The sequence below is a fragment of the uncultured Psychrosphaera sp. genome, assembly GCF_947500655.1.
In the GTDB taxonomy this organism is placed as follows: Bacteria; Pseudomonadota; Gammaproteobacteria; order Enterobacterales; family Alteromonadaceae; genus Psychrosphaera.
Window position 1 is genome coordinate 1 of the sequence record NZ_CANMSK010000029.1, and the last position, 15,844, is coordinate 15,844.

General features: G+C 35.4%; 16 protein-coding genes and 1 tRNA gene. 8 read left to right on the top strand and 9 right to left on the bottom strand.

Going from position 1 to position 15,844, the window contains the following annotated elements; genetic code table 11:
- Positions 1-209: 209 nt before the first annotated feature.
- The 6 genes from Q0940_RS16650 (at position 210) to Q0940_RS16675 (ending at position 6,881) form a co-directional block, all read left to right on the top strand.
- Positions 210-286: transfer RNA gene (locus Q0940_RS16650), tRNA-Met, on the top strand.
- 878 nt (positions 287-1,164) lie between these two features.
- Complete coding sequence (locus tag Q0940_RS16655) at positions 1,165-1,893, top strand: transporter substrate-binding domain-containing protein (protein WP_299271017.1); 729 nt, start codon at positions 1,165-1,167, stop codon at positions 1,891-1,893.
- 93 nt (positions 1,894-1,986) lie between these two features.
- Positions 1,987-2,490 (top strand): hypothetical protein, encoded by a 504-nt coding sequence (locus tag Q0940_RS16660; protein WP_299271019.1) that lies wholly within the window; start codon positions 1,987-1,989, stop codon positions 2,488-2,490.
- Between the two features lie 215 nt (positions 2,491-2,705).
- The gene (locus tag Q0940_RS16665; RefSeq protein ID WP_299271021.1) at positions 2,706-3,413 is read left to right on the top strand and encodes a transporter substrate-binding domain-containing protein; all 708 of its coding nucleotides are present in this window, start codon (positions 2,706-2,708) and stop codon (positions 3,411-3,413) included.
- Positions 3,414-3,646: 233 nt separating this feature from the next.
- Positions 3,647-5,962 carry a DUF5916 domain-containing protein gene (locus Q0940_RS16670; RefSeq protein WP_299271023.1) on the top strand — a complete coding sequence of 772 codons (2,316 nt, stop codon included), beginning with the start codon at positions 3,647-3,649 and terminating at the stop codon, positions 5,960-5,962.
- A gap of 190 nt (positions 5,963-6,152) precedes the next feature.
- Positions 6,153-6,881, top strand: a complete 729-nt coding sequence (locus Q0940_RS16675; RefSeq protein ID WP_299271024.1) for an RNA methyltransferase — start codon at positions 6,153-6,155, stop codon at positions 6,879-6,881.
- 38 nt (positions 6,882-6,919) lie between these two features.
- On the opposite strand, the gene fdxA is transcribed toward Q0940_RS16675, so the two are convergent.
- A complete protein-coding gene (fdxA, locus tag Q0940_RS16680) occupies positions 6,920-7,243 on the bottom strand; it encodes a ferredoxin FdxA (RefSeq protein ID WP_299271026.1) in 324 nt (107 codons plus the stop codon).
- 166 nt (positions 7,244-7,409) lie between these two features.
- Here fdxA and Q0940_RS16685 point away from each other — a divergent pair, with 166 nt between their 5' ends.
- Positions 7,410-9,026 carry an NAD(P)/FAD-dependent oxidoreductase gene (locus Q0940_RS16685; protein WP_299271027.1) on the top strand — a complete coding sequence of 539 codons (1,617 nt, stop codon included), beginning with the start codon at positions 7,410-7,412 and terminating at the stop codon, positions 9,024-9,026.
- A 252-nt stretch (positions 9,027-9,278) separates the two neighbouring features.
- Here the strand turns inward: Q0940_RS16685 and Q0940_RS16690 are convergent, their stop codons facing one another.
- A complete protein-coding gene (locus Q0940_RS16690) occupies positions 9,279-10,235 on the bottom strand; it encodes a cyclase family protein (protein WP_299271028.1) in 957 nt (318 codons plus the stop codon).
- 264 nt (positions 10,236-10,499) lie between these two features.
- On the opposite strand from Q0940_RS16690, the gene Q0940_RS16695 reads away from it, so the two are divergent.
- On the top strand, positions 10,500-11,876 hold the full coding sequence (locus Q0940_RS16695) for a hypothetical protein (RefSeq protein WP_299271030.1): 1,377 nt from the start codon (positions 10,500-10,502) through the stop codon (positions 11,874-11,876).
- A gap of 360 nt (positions 11,877-12,236) precedes the next feature.
- On the opposite strand, the gene Q0940_RS16700 is transcribed toward Q0940_RS16695, so the two are convergent.
- The 7 genes from Q0940_RS16700 to Q0940_RS16730 form a co-directional block, all read right to left on the bottom strand.
- On the bottom strand, positions 12,237-12,590 hold the full coding sequence (locus tag Q0940_RS16700; protein ID WP_299271031.1) for a DUF1428 domain-containing protein: 354 nt from the start codon (positions 12,588-12,590) through the stop codon (positions 12,237-12,239).
- A gap of 204 nt (positions 12,591-12,794) precedes the next feature.
- On the bottom strand, positions 12,795-12,989 hold the full coding sequence (locus tag Q0940_RS16705) for a hypothetical protein (protein WP_299271033.1): 195 nt from the start codon (positions 12,987-12,989) through the stop codon (positions 12,795-12,797).
- 124 nt (positions 12,990-13,113) lie between these two features.
- Positions 13,114-13,686 carry a DUF3365 domain-containing protein gene (locus Q0940_RS16710; protein ID WP_299271035.1) on the bottom strand — a complete coding sequence of 191 codons (573 nt, stop codon included), beginning with the start codon at positions 13,684-13,686 and terminating at the stop codon, positions 13,114-13,116.
- 137 nt (positions 13,687-13,823) lie between these two features.
- Positions 13,824-14,228: a hypothetical protein gene (locus tag Q0940_RS16715; protein ID WP_299271037.1), complete on the bottom strand. Its 405-nt coding sequence runs from the start codon at positions 14,226-14,228 to the stop codon at positions 13,824-13,826.
- Positions 14,229-14,334: 106 nt separating this feature from the next.
- The gene (locus Q0940_RS16720) at positions 14,335-14,862 is read right to left on the bottom strand and encodes a GNAT family protein (protein ID WP_299271039.1); all 528 of its coding nucleotides are present in this window, start codon (positions 14,860-14,862) and stop codon (positions 14,335-14,337) included.
- 139 nt (positions 14,863-15,001) lie between these two features.
- On the bottom strand, positions 15,002-15,295 hold the full coding sequence (locus Q0940_RS16725) for a hypothetical protein (protein ID WP_299271041.1): 294 nt from the start codon (positions 15,293-15,295) through the stop codon (positions 15,002-15,004).
- Positions 15,296-15,310: 15 nt separating this feature from the next.
- Positions 15,311-15,844, bottom strand: a 534-nt coding sequence (locus tag Q0940_RS16730) for a hypothetical protein (RefSeq protein ID WP_299271043.1), incomplete at its 5' end; no start/stop codon positions are given.

Here is a 15,844-nt window from a genome sequence, read left to right on the forward strand (position 1 = left end):
GCGGGATGGAGCAGTCTGGTAGCTCGTCGGGCTCATAACCCGAAGGTCGTAGGTTCAAATCCTGCTCCCGCAACCAATTCTTCGAGAATAGAATTAAAACAATAGGTCGTAGGTTCGCTCTTACAAAAGATGCTGCTCTCGCAACCAATTCTTACAATATGAATTAAAACTATTGTGGCTTGTTTAACTGTTCAGTTAAACCATTCGGACGCGGGATGGAGCAGTCTGGTAGCTCGTCGGGCTCATAACCCGAAGGTCGTAGGTTCAAATCCTGCTCCCGCAACCAATTTCATATTTCATAAATTTCAAGCCGAAGGTTCACGTCTTACAAGAGATGCTGCTCTCGCAACCAATTCATGTATACTTTAGGTCGTAGGTTCGCTCTTACAAAAGATGCTGCTCCCGCTACCGATTTATGTATACTTTAGGTCGTAGGTTCGTTCTTACAAAAGATGCTGCTCCCGCTACCGATTTATGTATACTTTAGGTCGTAGGTTCGTTCTTACAAAAGATGCTGCTCCCGCAACCAATTTCATATTTCATATTTCATATTTCATATTTCATATTTCATATTTCATACTATTTAAACTTCATACAATATTCATACGAACTCATAACCCGAAAATCTTAGGTTCGCTTTTTATAAGAGATGCTGCTCTCGCAACCAATTCATGTATACTTTAGGTCGTAGGTTCGCTCTTACAAAAGATGCTGCTCCCGCAACCAATTTCATATTTCATACTATTTAAACTTCATACGAACTCATAACCCGAAAGTCGTAGGTTCGTTCTTCACAAAAGATGCTGCTCCCGAAACCAATTCTTAGTTTTCCCCCATAAAAACAACTTAATTCATTAAAAAATTAGATAGTAATGAAAGTCCCGTTTTCCAATTCAATAAAATAAATGTTTTTAGCTATATAACGAGGTTACCGATCTTCGTTTTTACATAGAAAAGCACTTTATTTACACTAAGATGTAACAAATCTTACAAATTTGGGGGTAAATATCTTTTTGAGTATTTAACTGCTACTCTTTATTTTGTTAGCTTCAAAGCTTTAACTTAGTTTAAATTTATTGTCACTATAAACCTCAGAGTTGAATAAACAGAACAATGGAAAAATAATAGAACTCAAACTCAGTAAGTTTAAAAAGGATGTTATTTATGCTGAAAACTTTTTTAATAATACTTAGTTTATTTTTCATTTTGACGCCTACTATTTACGCATACTCAGAGCCAGTCAAAGTAACGGTAGCAACTCCAGATATCTACCCTCTTTCGTATTTAAATTCTAAAAATGAAATAACAGGCACATTAGTTAATTGTTTAAATAACAATTCAAATAAAAAGTATACCTTCCACGTGGTCATTCTACCTTGGGCAAGAGCTTTACAAGAAGTAAAGGGAAATAGAGTCAATGCGATAATGCCAGCGGTATATACCAAACAGAGAGCGACATACCTAGCTTATCCTGACATCGCTATTTTTGAGTTTCTAAGTGATGTTTTAGTTAAGAAAGTATCAACCTCGTTCACGTCTTTTGAAATTGCTAAAATACAAAAAAAAATCATCGCTAAAGTACGTTCCAAAGCACTTACAGAAGAAATAAAAGCAAGAGTTGAATCTGCGGGATTGAAAATATTGAACGTAAATGATCCATTAACTGGGTTAAAAATGCTGTTACAAAATCGAATTGATTACTTCCTAGGAGACCCTCAAATAATTAAAAATATTGCTCAACAAGCAGAACTAATGAATAAACTCTCTTTTGTTAAATTGTCGAATAACACATCTCTTTCTTATTTAGCTTTTTCTAAAAGCTTTGCTCAAAACTACAATGTTAATCAGGTTATGAAGGGAATTAATTGCCATAAACCGTTACTAAATCAATAAATAAGTCTAATTAGCTTTAAACAATACACAAGCTGATTTATTATCGTAATTGATGATTTACTATCTAATTAAACGTTCATAAAGGAATTCCCAATGAAAACCATTTCTGCCCGTATTTTACATCGTTATTTAGGATTCTTTTTAGCTGGTATTATGACGGTTTATGCTCTTAGCGGCATAGTGCTTATCTATAGAAAAACCAATACTTTCAAAATTGCACACGATATAGAAAAAACACTGTCTGTAAATTTAACCGAAGATGGATTAGGCAGAGAATTGAAAATAAGACAGTTTAAAGTAGACTCACAAGACGAACAATTTTTATATTTCAAAAATGGTTCTTACAATAAAGAGTCTGGCATCACCAATTATACTATTTACGAGTTGCCTTTAATTTTAGACAAAATGACTCACCTACATAAAGCTACAACAAACTCGCCAATTTATTGGTTAAATATCTTTTTTGGTTCTTCATTACTGTTTTTTGCACTATCTTCTTTTTGGATGTTTTTACCAAAAAGCAAAACGTTTAAAACAGGTGTAAAAGTAAGTATAGTTGGGGCTATTTTAGCAGTTGTATTAGTTTATTTGAGTTAACACCTCAAATTTTAGTATTAAGAATAGCGACTTTATTTGTCACTAGTATTGCAATATTACTCGTGGCAGATAAAGCATATTCTATCAAAGTAACTTTAAATTAACCAAACACCTCTATTTCCCAACCAATCATCTAATTTTCTGTTGTCATTCTGTAAGTAACAAGATAACGTGATTACATCATAATTTATCTAAAATTTGAGTTGTATTTAGTTGTGTTTAGAGTTTTTTTTATAATTATCATTTTTTCATTTTGCAGTCATGCAAAACCAACAACAATAAGCGTTGCTGCACCTGAAATATTTCCTTTTGTTTATGTAAATAACGAGGAAAACGTCGTTGGTTTATTTGTAGATTGTTTAAATAACAGTACAAATAAAAACTATACTTTTAAAACAATAGTTATGCCTTGGGCTCGAGCCTTGGTAGAAGTAAAGAACAACCGCATTGATGCTATTATGCCTGCAGTTTATACCAAACAAAGAACTGAATTTTTATCTTATCCCAACAAACCTATGATTCATTTTTTTAGTGATATCTTAGTGAAAAAAAAATCAGACACCTTTACCTCATTCGAAGAAGCTAAAAAACAAAATAAATTAATTGCCAAAGTACGCTCTAAAGCATTAAGAGGAGATATAAAGGCAAGAATTGAATCGTCTGGATTAACAATTTTAAATATAAAAGATACAAAGACGGCATTAAAAATGATCTCACAAAACCGAATAGACTACTTTGTGGGTGATCCTCAAATGATAAAACACACAGCTCTGCAAGCAAATATGAACGATGAATTCTCCTTTATTAAATTGTCAGATAAAACATCACCTTCTTTTTTAGCCTTTTCTAAACAGTTCGTTAAAAACAATAATATAAATCAAATTATGAATGGTCTTAATTGTAAGAATCTACAAATAGATTAATTAACAACCTTTTAATTTCCATTCATCTTCTTATTAAAGTGACTTATCTCTTTTTAATCATATTGTAATAATACTTTTCTATAATCCTGCCCCATTTAGAAAATTAGTTTAGTAATTCCCCTTATGTCGAAGTGTACAACTGTATGAAATAATTAACCTTTCCAATGACTGATAAATTTAACCTCATTAGTCCTACCAACCTTTTTACACTGTATTATTTATTAAGATAATTTATGAAATTTTGTAGCAAAACTGCTTTTTTATTCGCGGCTATTTTACCACTTAAGATTTTTTCTGCTGAAATCATCACATCAAATACAACAGCCTCTACCATTATAAATGTTCCAAAAACCCAGCAACGAATTAAAGTTGACGGACACATGGACGAAGACATTTGGAAAAATGCATTAAAGATTGACCTTAATAACGTCACTTGGCCATATGAAAATACAAGATCACCAGTAAAAACAGAAGCTTATGTTATAGAAAATGGTCACACTTTATATGTTGCTTTTAAAGCATTTGATCCACATCCAGAAAAAATAAGAGCACGCCTTACTGACCGAGATAATAACTGGGGTGATGACCGTGTTGCTATCAAAATTGATACTTATAATGACAATGCCCTCGCCTACCAATTCTTTATTAACCCATTAGGCACACAGTCTGACGTATTAGAAAACGAGCTCACTAAAAGCGAATCTTCTTCTTGGGATGTTATTTGGAATTCGTCCGGTCGTATAACAGAATTTGGTTATATTGTTGAAGTTGCTATTCCACTTAGAACGCTTAACTTTAATGATCAGTTAGACATACAAAACTGGGGAATGGAGTTTATTCGATTTTATCCAAGGGATACCGAACTAAGAATTTCTCATATGCAAGTGGATCACAACAACACTTGCTTTATTTGCCAAATGCCAACATTACGTGGTTTTAAAGGTGCGAAACAAGGTAAAAACTTATCATTTGTGCCAACCTTTGTAAGTGGTAACACAAAATCACGAGAGTTAGATGAAACACTAGAGTGGAGTGACGAAACTAATACCGATGTCGGTTTAGATATCAAATGGGGAATAACACCAGATACCACTTTAAACGCCACATTCAATCCAGACTTTTCACAAGTAGAAGCCGACTCAGGCCAGCTTGATGTGAATAACACATTTGGTTTGTATACCGCAGAAAAACGCGGTTTCTTTTTAGCCAATGAAGATGCTTTCTCTACGCCCGTAAACCTTATTTACACACGTAATATCAATGATCCAGACTTTGGTACTAAACTAGCGGGTAAAATAGACCAACACTCTTTTGCAGGTTTCATTGCAAACGACAACGCAACCACCTTTATTCTTCCTGGTAATTTAGGCTCTGACCTTTACGAATTAGAAGAAAAAACCACAAACACGGCTTTTAGATATAGATACGCGATAGATAACGATACTTCAATTGGTGCACTCTCTACCATTCGTAGTTCTGACAGCTATAAAAATATGGTTACTAGTTTAGACGGTAAATATAAATTAACAGATAGTGACGTATTTCACGTGCAATTAGTTTCTTCAACTACAGAGTTAGATGAAGCCCTTGTTAACTCTATTAATTTAGACGATTACAATGACGAACAAGTATTAAGAGCAGCAAGTAACAACAGTACAGACTCTTTTTATAGAATTGATTATAGACACGACAATAAAAACTGGTCTTTTCAAACAAGCAGAGAAGATATTGGCAAAAACTTCCGAGCCGACCTCGCCTTTTTTAACAAATCCGACTCCATTACTAATTTAATTGGTGGTACTTATAGATGGCTAGGTGAAACTGACGACTGGTGGAATAGAATTGAAGTGTTTGGAGACTGGGACAGAACAACAAACCAAGCTGGCGAGCAAATAGAACAAGAATACGAGATTTATGCAACGTTACGTGGCATTAAACAATCCTATTTCAAACAAGGACTTGTTATACGTGAAAAAGCTTCTGGAAGAATAGACACATCTATTTTGTCATTAAAAAACAATACTTATGAATTCACCGAAAAAATTCTTAAATTTTGGAGTGATTTCCAAGCGACTTCTGACATGACCTTTGGTATTTATACGTCCGTAGGAAAACAAATAGACTATGCGAACAATCAATTAGTTGACGGGTTTACACTAGAGCCACGATTTAATTGGAATATAAATACCAACACTAAATCTGATTTATCTTATCAATATCGCACGCTTTCTAAAGGTGGCAACAACATTTTAGCGGCAAAACTAATTGATTATCGATTAAATTATCAGTTTTCTATTCGTAGTTTTTTACGTTTATCTGTTGTTTATTCAGACGTCACTCGAGAGTTAAGCCAATACAATGAGCCAGACGATTATGATTCATCTTACAAAAGCTTATCAACTCAATTGTTGTACTCTTATAAGATAAACCCGAAAACCTTATTCTTCGTTGGTTATTCAGACGGCGGTTATCAAGATGACTCCCTGCAAGACATTACCAAAGACACCAAAAGTGTATTTTTAAAAATGAGTTATGCTTGGCTGAGATAAGTTGTTAGATGAACCAGCTGTAAATCCAATCTGTTAAATAAAAATCAATCAGCCGCTTGCACTATAAGCGGCTTTTTTATTACTAACTTTTTATAACGAGGCAATTTATCAATTAATAATTCAGCTAACTTGGTGTTAGAATACGAGTTCTTGTTCCACCTTTATATTCGACATTATTTATTAGGCTTTCATGATCTCTAAAAACCAACTAAAACACATCCGAGCGTTAGGCCAAAAAAAACAACGTAAAGCATTGGGTGAGTTTTTGGTGCAAGGTGAAAAGAATGTTCTGGAACTATTAAAGTCTAACTTAATCGTCAAACAGCTGTTCGCTACTCCAGAGTTTATAAATATACATAAAGGTGTGCTTAGTGGCATCTACGTCATTGAAGCAGATATAGACTCATTAACTAAAGTTAGTACTTTAGTGTCCAATAATAGCGTTATTGCAGTTGTGCAAATCCCCACTGTTAATACTCCACCCAACACCGGTATTACATTAGCCTTGGACGGCGTGTCTGACCCTGGCAATCTAGGCACGATTATTCGTGTTGCCGATTGGTACGGTATCAACCATATTGTTTGTAGCCATGACTGTTCCGACCCGTTTAACCCTAAAACCATTAGTGCAACCATGGGCTCATTTGCTCGCGTAAACGTATTTTTAACAGATTTGCCTGAGTATTTACATCAAGACTCTCGTGCCGTTTATGGAGCTTACTTAGGTGGTGAGAATGTACATAAGGTAACGTTTGATAAAGACGCTATTTTAATGATGGGCAGTGAATCTCATGGAATAAGAGAAGCTGCTGGACAATTTGTGACTTCCCCTATTACTATTCCAAATTTTGGTGAAGCTGAGTCGTTAAATGTAGCGATGGCGACGGGGATAATTTTAGATAATATGAAACGCGGTTAACTTTTTTACTGTGCTTTAACCTTCAATAAATTGAAAGACTAACGTTCTAGTAGCTTTAATTTATTCGGTACACCATTCCAATCATCGGCGTCTGCAGGTGCTGGTTTTAACTCTGTGATCACCGGCCACTTTTGTGCTAATTCTGCATTTAATTCAATAAACTCGATTTGTTCTTCTGGCACCGCATCTTCTTGAAAAATAGCATTGGCTGGGCACTCTGGTTCACATAAACTGCAATCGATGCAAATAACTGGATCGATAACTAAAAAGTTAGGCCCTTCAAAAAATGCATCCACAGGACATACTGCAACACAGTCTGTGTATTTACATTTAATACAGTTATCACCAACGATGAACGCCATAAAAAAACACCATTAAAAATTCAAGATTGCGGATCATACTCAATCATTTTCAAACTACAATACAAATACGTAAATTTACACCGCGTAATTGAAATATTTATTCGCTTATTGTTAACAGTACCAGTAAAATGCGCGACTGTTTTCTACACTAGTTTATGAGTAACCAATGATACGTTTAACTGAAATTAAATTGCCGTTAAATCATGCACCAGAAGATCTAACAACTGCAATAACGACAAAACTTAAAATTTCTGCTGAACAAATAGAAACATTTGTTATGTTTAAACGTGGTTACGATGCTCGTAATAAAAGAAATATCCAATTAATTTATACCTTAGACATTACCTTAACCGATACAAGTTTAACGGATAAACTGCTAAGCCAGTTTGAATCTGACCAACACGTAAAAGTAACGCCAGACACAAGTTATAAATACGTAGGTGAAGCACCAAAAGACTTAACAGAGCGCCCTATCGTTATTGGTTTTGGCCCTTGTGGTTTATTAGCCGGATTAACCCTTGCTCAAATGGGCTTTAAACCTATCATTATTGAGCGTGGCAACGAAGTAAGACAACGCACCAAAGACACCTTTGGTTTCTGGCGTCAGCGTAAACTAAATACAGAATCAAACGTCCAATTTGGTGAAGGCGGTGCGGGAACCTTCTCTGACGGCAAGTTATACAGCCAAGTAAAGGATCCAAATCATTACGGCCGTAAAGTAATGACAGAATTTGTCAGAGCTGGCGCACCAGATGAAATCATGTTTGTCAGTAAACCACACATAGGTACTTACAAGTTAGTCAGCATGGTAGAAAAAATGCGTGCTGAGATCATAGAGCTTGGCGGCGAAATTCGTTTTGGTACGCGCGTAGACGACATTCATATCACAAACGATCAAATTACAGGCGTTACATTAAACACTGGTGAAAAACTCGATAGTAATCATGTTGTTCTAGCCGTTGGTCACAGCGCACGTGATACGTTCCAAATGATCTACGACAAAGGCATTTATGTTGAAGCTAAACCTTTCTCTGTTGGCTTTAGAATTGAGCATAAACAGTCCACCATAGACCAAGCACGTTTTGGTGATAACGCAGGTAACGAAATCCTAGGCGCTGCGGATTACAAACTAGTTCATCATTGTAAAAACGGCCGTTCTGTTTACAGCTTTTGTATGTGCCCAGGAGGCACCGTGGTTGCAGCAACATCTGAAGAAAACCGCGTAGTAACCAATGGCATGAGCCAATATTCAAGAAACGAGCGTAATGCTAATAGTGCGATTGTTGTAGGCATAGATCCAGCACGAGATTACCCAAACCACCCTCTTGCAGGCATAGACTTACAAAGAGAATTAGAAAGCTTAGCCTTTGAATTAGGTGGCAGAGACTACAATGCTCCGGCTCAAACCATTGGCGACTTCTTAAAAGGCAAACCAGACTCAGAATTAGGAGATGTAAAACCCTCTTATACTCCAGGTATTACCTTAACCGACTTAAGCAAAGCCTTGCCAGATTTTGCAGTAGAAGCAATAAGAGAAGCCATTCCAGCGTTTAATAAGAAAATCCAAGGCTTTGGCTCTGACGACGGCTTATTAACCGGTGTAGAAACCAGAACATCCTCACCAATTAGCATAAAGCGAAATAAAGAATACCAAAGCATTAACACCAAAGGTTTGTTCCCAGCAGGTGAAGGCGCAGGTTACGCAGGCGGTATATTATCAGCGGGTATTGACGGTATTAAAGTGGCTGAAGCGGTGGCGAAGTCGATTTTGAAGATAGATTAAGAACAGCTGGGCTTTAGGGCTTTAGGGCTTTAGGGCTTTAGGGCTTTAGGCAATGATTAAATCAGATCAAAGTTTAGTCAAACATTATATTAATTCTGATCAACAATTTTGCTGTCCGTTTATCAGAATTTTATGTATGTGAAACAAACAAATAACTAGATTACCCCACCGACGCGCAAAGAACATTGAGAAAATAAAACCACTTACAAATGGCTTCATTTTCCCTGAGCTGTTTTATTTCTGTTTATTTATCTATTGAGGAGTTGGACGCATAACGCCATTTTCATCTCGACTCAATGGATAGGCTTGAACAGGCAGAGGCGCTCCCGGAAATTCAGTTACCGAAACACCATACGTCCAATCTTTTGGCGCTATCGCAATATAACGAGCATAACCTCCAGTTCCACCTTTAGGCTTTGCAAAACCGATAACGATAAGCGCTCCAGCCTCAGGTACTTTATCAAGATTTGTAACACCTTCCGCTTGTGCAAAATGGTTATGTAGTAACCAATATTCACCTTCCAGTGTTGGTGTAGTGTCAGTATCTAACGGCTCATGTCCGTGAAACAAAATATTTCGCTCTAAATGCAGAAACTTCAACGCATCAAGTCCTACTCCAGGAAACGGCTTTTGGTTGAATCTTTCAATGTCAGCCCATTTTTTATGCCAGTCTGACCGAACCATCACCACGGAACCTTCAGGAATACGTCCATATTTACTTTCCCAAGCTTTTATATCTTCAACTTTAAGATGATAGCCATTATCTTTTTCCACTTGTTTATGGATATCAATTACAACTAAAGGACGGATTGCATATGTTGCAGGAATGTCACTTATTGTTGCACCAAGTTTCTCCCAATGAGCTGGCGGATCAAGTTGAGTTCCGTATTGATCAGTGGACAATTCATAAGAAGTCGCTACAAAACCATGCTTTTCATAAGTAAATTCCTCACCTTCTTCTATATAGCCCTCAATCCGTTTACCCGCTTTAGCTGGTTTGAATTTGGCATTACCAAATCCGGGCCATACAGACTGGACAGGTTCAAAGGCATGAGTGAGATCAATGTATTTAGCATCTTTAAAGACATCAAGATAAACATCCCAAAGTTTTAACTGCGAATCTTTAGTTGATACGGAAGTACTTGATATGAACAGCCCAGTAAAAAATGCAACACTTATAATTATTATCATCAATACGAGTTTTTTCATTGTGATCTCCTGATAGGTATTTGTCTGGTGTGGAAATACATTGAAACATCCAGTTTAAATTAATATCAATGATATTTTCCTAGATTTTAATAGGAAGTGCAGTATCAAACAACATTTGCACGGACGATTTATTTTCTTCTTTTACGACTAAAATGTGCAAATATTGTTAAACAATTGTGGAGTTTGTAATCCTTACTGAACCTTTTTAGTTTTTCTATTCTAATATAAGAGTATTAATTTTTTTAATGGTTGATTGAGATATAAATGAATAAATTGAAGTGCTATGTATTGATACTCATTGTTGTTTTGGGTAGCAGTATTTTAGGTGGATGTGATTGGGATTTTAGCGATAGCAGCAGTAGCGGAAGTGGTTATTATCAATACGCTAACTTAGTTTCGCAATCTCCTAGTATTGAATTTGTAGTGGATGATGAGTCTTTGGGAGAGATTGAGTTTTCATATGCTACGACACATGAATATATAAGTAGCGGCACTTACGATATTGAGTTTAATCAAATCTTACCTAACACTGAAAATGACAACTTTATAGATGATGATTCGTTACGCGTTTATTCTAACACTCTACACTCTTATATCCTTTATGGGGATACTGATTCTCCTAGTAGTTATACGGTAGAAATGGATATTTCTGACATTTACGATGATGATTTTGACGATGAATATGCCATGGTACAATTTGTTAATTTAATCAACAATGAAGATTCAGTAGATATGTATCTATTGGATGCAGATGATAACTTAATTAATCAAACTGCGGATTATAGTTTAGCTATGGCTGACACAAGTGGCGATGTTGAATTACCTGAGGGTGATTATAAAATTATTTTTACTGAGGTAGGTACAGACACCATACTCGCCCAGAAGAATGATATCAGTATTAGTGAAGCCGAGGCGTTAATATATATTTTAACCAGTTATACAGTGGCAGGAAGTGATAATACTCGATACAAGATTATTGAGTTAAGCTCCAGTGGCGCACGCACCCTTTCCAATCAAGCGGCCAATGGACATATACGTGTTGCAAATGGCGTGAGTAATACCGATGCAATCTCTATAGCAGTTGGTGATAGCACTGACATCATAGAAACGGATATTGCAATTGGTGATTTGTCTGAAGATATTGAAATTTCTATATCTTCATCAGATGAAGTCGAGTCCACTTCTATTTATATATTAAATAGTGAAGACAGCACCTTGTTAGATGGAACAACCTTAAATGTTTATGCCGATGATCAAATTTTATTATTAAGTGCTGGAGATGCCAGTTCCACGGTTTCGGTTAATGAAACAGAAGAAGATTTACGAACGATAGAAACCCATGTAAAAATCTTATTTTCTCACTCTATTTTCGATCAAAGTGATGGATCTTTAGAAGTTAAAATTTTAGAAGAAGGTGGCAATCCTGACTCATACGACGCTGAATTATCAGTCAGTTATTTAAGTACACAAATGTACGAAATTGAATCAGGTAGTTATGACATTTATATATACAATTCCGATAATGAACTACTGATTGAACACACATTGTATAGTGTAGAAGCTGGAAATGTGGTGAACCTAATAACCACCGATTATGAAACTAGCGGCGCACCTTACCAAATATTTGAACATATTAATTAACTTCAAAAAAGCTGTGAAAAGGTTATTAAATCAGATCAGAGTTTAGTCAAACATTATATTAATTCTGATAAACAATTTTGCTGTCCGTTTATCAGAATTTTTAATGATCAGCTTTAGCTTATAAAACAAACTTAACGTTTATGAAATAAGCTAAAGCCTTGTGCTAAAGGGTTAATACAGGGTTTTTAACGCTGCAATAATATGTTTAACGCCTTGCATAAAATCAGGATTAACTTCCAACCCGGCAACAACCCTAGATTCAGGTTGTTCTTTTAAACTTTTCATACTTCTCCCAAATAAAACGGTCTGAATAAGTTCTTTAATAAACAAACGGAATTAATTATCTACTTTATATTGATACTATTCTTCTAAAATAACATCGAACCCACCATATATTAAACGTTTACCATCAAAAGGCATTGGGTTTTGATCTGGGTGCATCCTAGGGTCGTTCATAATTGCTTCCCAGCCTGCATCACGAACCTCCTTTGACGGCCATATAACAGATGAAAAAACGACTGTTTCGTCTTCACTACAATTCACAGCTCTAATAAAGGATGTAATATCACCATCAGGAACACTATCCCCCCAAGATTCTGTAATTCTAAGTGCTCCGTGTTCTTTAAAAACCAAAGCTGACAACTTCGCATGTTCAATATATTGTTCTTTATTCTTTGTTGGTACTGCAGCCACAAAACCGTCAACATAAGACATATAACACCCCTTTTATACTTTATTAGTTAAATCTCACATATCACTTTAATTAAAGAATACCGAATAACGTGGACAACAATAACAAATAACATTGCCACCCACTTTAAATTAAGTCACTGGTATTTGTAAATGTAGAAATTCAGATTGTTAATTTATCTTGGTATGTTTGGATTTTAGAGTTGATTACCGATATGAATTGAAGTTTTAGACTACTTTTAGCTTTTTTTGATTAAACGCTAGATACATAGATAGCTCAGAGTCTTTGATTGAGTGTTCTGATTTTATGTTGTTGTCTTTTGGGTTGAGTTTGTATAGGTTTTTTTTGGTATTAAGCCAGCAATCTTCTGCAACTCGATAAGTTTGGTCGTCAACAATAACATCAATAACATTGCCACCCACTTTAAATTATCTTTATATAACGATTAAATTGGCTATAGAAGAAAACCAACCATATATATAACACCAAAATTTCTATATATATGGTTGCCTGTTCTATCAGTGGGGATTTAAGCAAATGTGTTTGTTATTTATCCTTAATCAAACTAAATGCACCACGTATTTGGCCTAAAGAATAGCCCGTAGCCGTATCAGTAGGATAATATTTTGTAAGTGCTTTTTTTACATCTGGCTGTATTGACTGACCGTGACAATTTAAACATAGCCCTTCAACACCTTGAGCTTTCATAAACCTAAATTTATTATCAACCGTTTCAGAGTAAGAGATAGCAGAAGCCTGCTCACTTTCTTCTTGTCGTTTATTAAATTGTTCCAATACCTTGCGTTCAAAGGTGTCAGGGAGAGCTGTATTCTCATTTCTCGGTTTCAGACTTACACGTTTTACACTCCAACCAGTTTCATTGCTAAGATCTTTAGCTATTTTAGGAGCCTCTATCGCGCATACGTTTATGGCATGTTCTAACCCACCTGATTGAATGGCATGCTTCAATTTGGGCTTCAATAAACCACCAAATGTTTTAACAATATTCTTTGCTTCAGTCTCTAATTCCGCTTGATCCATTAAATTTTCAGCACAGAGACTAGGAGCAAACATAGCTGCTATAAATACAAGGGTAAAATAACCATTAATATTCTTCATAACTTCTACCTCTTAAATTAAATAATTTAACGCCAAAATAATAAATGAACCATATGCTGATGGGCGATTGACTCAACAAATAGCATAATAACCTTAATAAACCTTAATAAACCTTAATTTATTATCTTGTACGTTGATTACATATCTAAGTCTAAGTCTAAGTCTAAGTCTAAGTCTAAATTAAAGTTCATCTTTTGTGGAAGTGGAAACTCAAGAGTTAACTCGATGTTTTTAGCGTAACATAAATGACTATTTTTTTTACTAGGAGTGAGTTTATAACGAGATCTATTAATCATATTTAAGATTGGCTCTCTAGGTAAGTCGCTGGGAAAAACGTTTAATATTTCAACTTGTGTTAATTGACCATCACTGTCAACACTTACATTAAATATAACGCTTCCGATAAGTTCAGTGGAACCATAAGACATTGGAAACTTAATTTTAGATTGTGCTATCACTATGACAGAAGCGTCTTCATCACATGTAAAACATGCGAATGACGGCACACTAAACAATAGTAAAAAGAGTAAGGTTAATTTCATAGTTTAATCATCAATACGCCCTCGTTAATGGGCAAAATTTAGTTGGCTAAAATGAGTGAGGCACGAACAAAAAGCCAACTGTATTTTGTCCTGATTTAACAGCTTGTTATAAAGCCGATTTGCACAATCCGTAAATATAATCATCAACATATTTACCGTTGATTATGACGTTTTGCTTGAGACAACCTTCACGAATAAAACCATGCTTTTCTAGTAGCTTAAATGAGCCCGTATTACTAGTTGAACAAGTAGCCACTAATTTATTTAAGTTTAATTCTGATAAAGCGTAGTTTTTGACTAGGCTTAGTGCCTCACCAGCAACCCCTTTACCTTGAGCACTAGGTTTAATCATGAAACCTACTTCAGCAATCTTTGCTTCATGATTTGTAATTTTTAGTCCAATATTCCCAAGTTTCTCGCCTGTTGCTACCTCAGTAATTCCAAATGACAACCAACCATCACTTTCCATAGACCAAGGTTGTGACTTAGCGGCAAACGCTTCATTAACCTCTTCATATGAACAAGGGTCATACACATGTTTCATCATTACTGGAGACATAGACATTTCGACAAAGAGATCTAAATCTGATTCATCAAATGGTGATAGTTTTATTCTCTGACCTGCGAGATACACGGTAATTCCTTAGGCTTTATAACGCCCGCCTAATGCGCATTGCGCTGGCGGGCTTTTTGCATTGTTTTTCCAAAACCATGACAACATAACATTGTCGGAGTTTAGGCGTTTGTTATATGCAATTTCATCACCTTAAAGCTTAATCATTTAAGTATGTAACGACAATTTCAGTAGTTTGTTTTTTACCACAAACTTTACAATTACCTTCAAGGTATTGCTTTTCATCTAAAATATAAATCTTAGGCTCGATGATTCCTAGATCAGCTTCATAGCAGTGATTACACCAAGAATCATTAATAAAAAATTCTTGATCAAATTGCTCTAAATCATCGAAGTTTAGATATTGTTTCTTCATAGCTTCCATTGTATATAACGAGGCAATAAGAGGAAAATTATAGTTGGCTAAAATGTTTGAGGAACGAAAAACAGCCAACTGTAAATTTTCCGTTTAATTGCCTTGTATGGCATTACCTGCCACATCAATCAGTTGTGAAGCCGATGTACTGCATAAGTTACTAGGCCAGGAAACCTTAATTGTTCGTATGTAACCCTCACGACTTTCAGAGGTAAACTGTACTTTTATTATCGGATCTTTTTCAATAGGAAAATATTCCATAATTGAATCAAACCAGTTTAAAAGCTTTACTTCTTCAACATATTGCTCAGGTAAAGTGCTATCACTACCATAGTTATTTACCTTGTTGTATAGCATAAATACACTGGGCTTCCCTTTAGAAGAATTGACGCTTCTCGGTAATGAAAGAAAGTATTGGTGTTTATCTAATTTTTTTATTTTAACTAATGCGTCATATTCATTGCCATGTATTGGAACCATACAAGCCAATACTTTAAATGACACTAGAATAAAAATGATACTAAGGGTTAACACCGATTTCATAGGTATGCCTAGACATAATGACTCCCCACGAAAGTGCTGATCTCCAATTAATCGTGGGTTAGCTGAAAGCAAAAGCCATAATAG

Bases quoted from the DNA above. Each gene is read 5' to 3' on its own strand.
- Q0940_RS16695 (WP_299271030.1), top strand. From the start codon at position 10,500: ATGAATAAATTGAAGTGCTATGTATTGATACTCATTGTTGTTTTGGGT.
- Q0940_RS16675 (WP_299271024.1), top strand. From the start codon at position 6,153: ATGATCTCTAAAAACCAACTAAAACACATCCGAGCGTTAGGCCAAAAA.
- Q0940_RS16690 (WP_299271028.1), bottom strand. From the start codon at position 10,235: ATGAAAAAACTCGTATTGATGATAATAATTATAAGTGTTGCATTTTTT.
- Q0940_RS16655 (WP_299271017.1), top strand. From the start codon at position 1,165: ATGCTGAAAACTTTTTTAATAATACTTAGTTTATTTTTCATTTTGACG.
- fdxA (WP_299271026.1), bottom strand. From the start codon at position 7,243: ATGGCGTTCATCGTTGGTGATAACTGTATTAAATGTAAATACACAGAC.
- Q0940_RS16715 (WP_299271037.1), bottom strand. From the start codon at position 14,228: ATGAAATTAACCTTACTCTTTTTACTATTGTTTAGTGTGCCGTCATTC.
- Q0940_RS16700 (WP_299271031.1), bottom strand. From the start codon at position 12,590: ATGTCTTATGTTGACGGTTTTGTGGCTGCAGTACCAACAAAGAATAAA.
- Q0940_RS16685 (WP_299271027.1), top strand. From the start codon at position 7,410: ATGATACGTTTAACTGAAATTAAATTGCCGTTAAATCATGCACCAGAA.
- Q0940_RS16670 (WP_299271023.1), top strand. From the start codon at position 3,647: ATGAAATTTTGTAGCAAAACTGCTTTTTTATTCGCGGCTATTTTACCA.
- Q0940_RS16710 (WP_299271035.1), bottom strand. From the start codon at position 13,686: ATGAAGAATATTAATGGTTATTTTACCCTTGTATTTATAGCAGCTATG.
- Q0940_RS16660 (WP_299271019.1), top strand. From the start codon at position 1,987: ATGAAAACCATTTCTGCCCGTATTTTACATCGTTATTTAGGATTCTTT.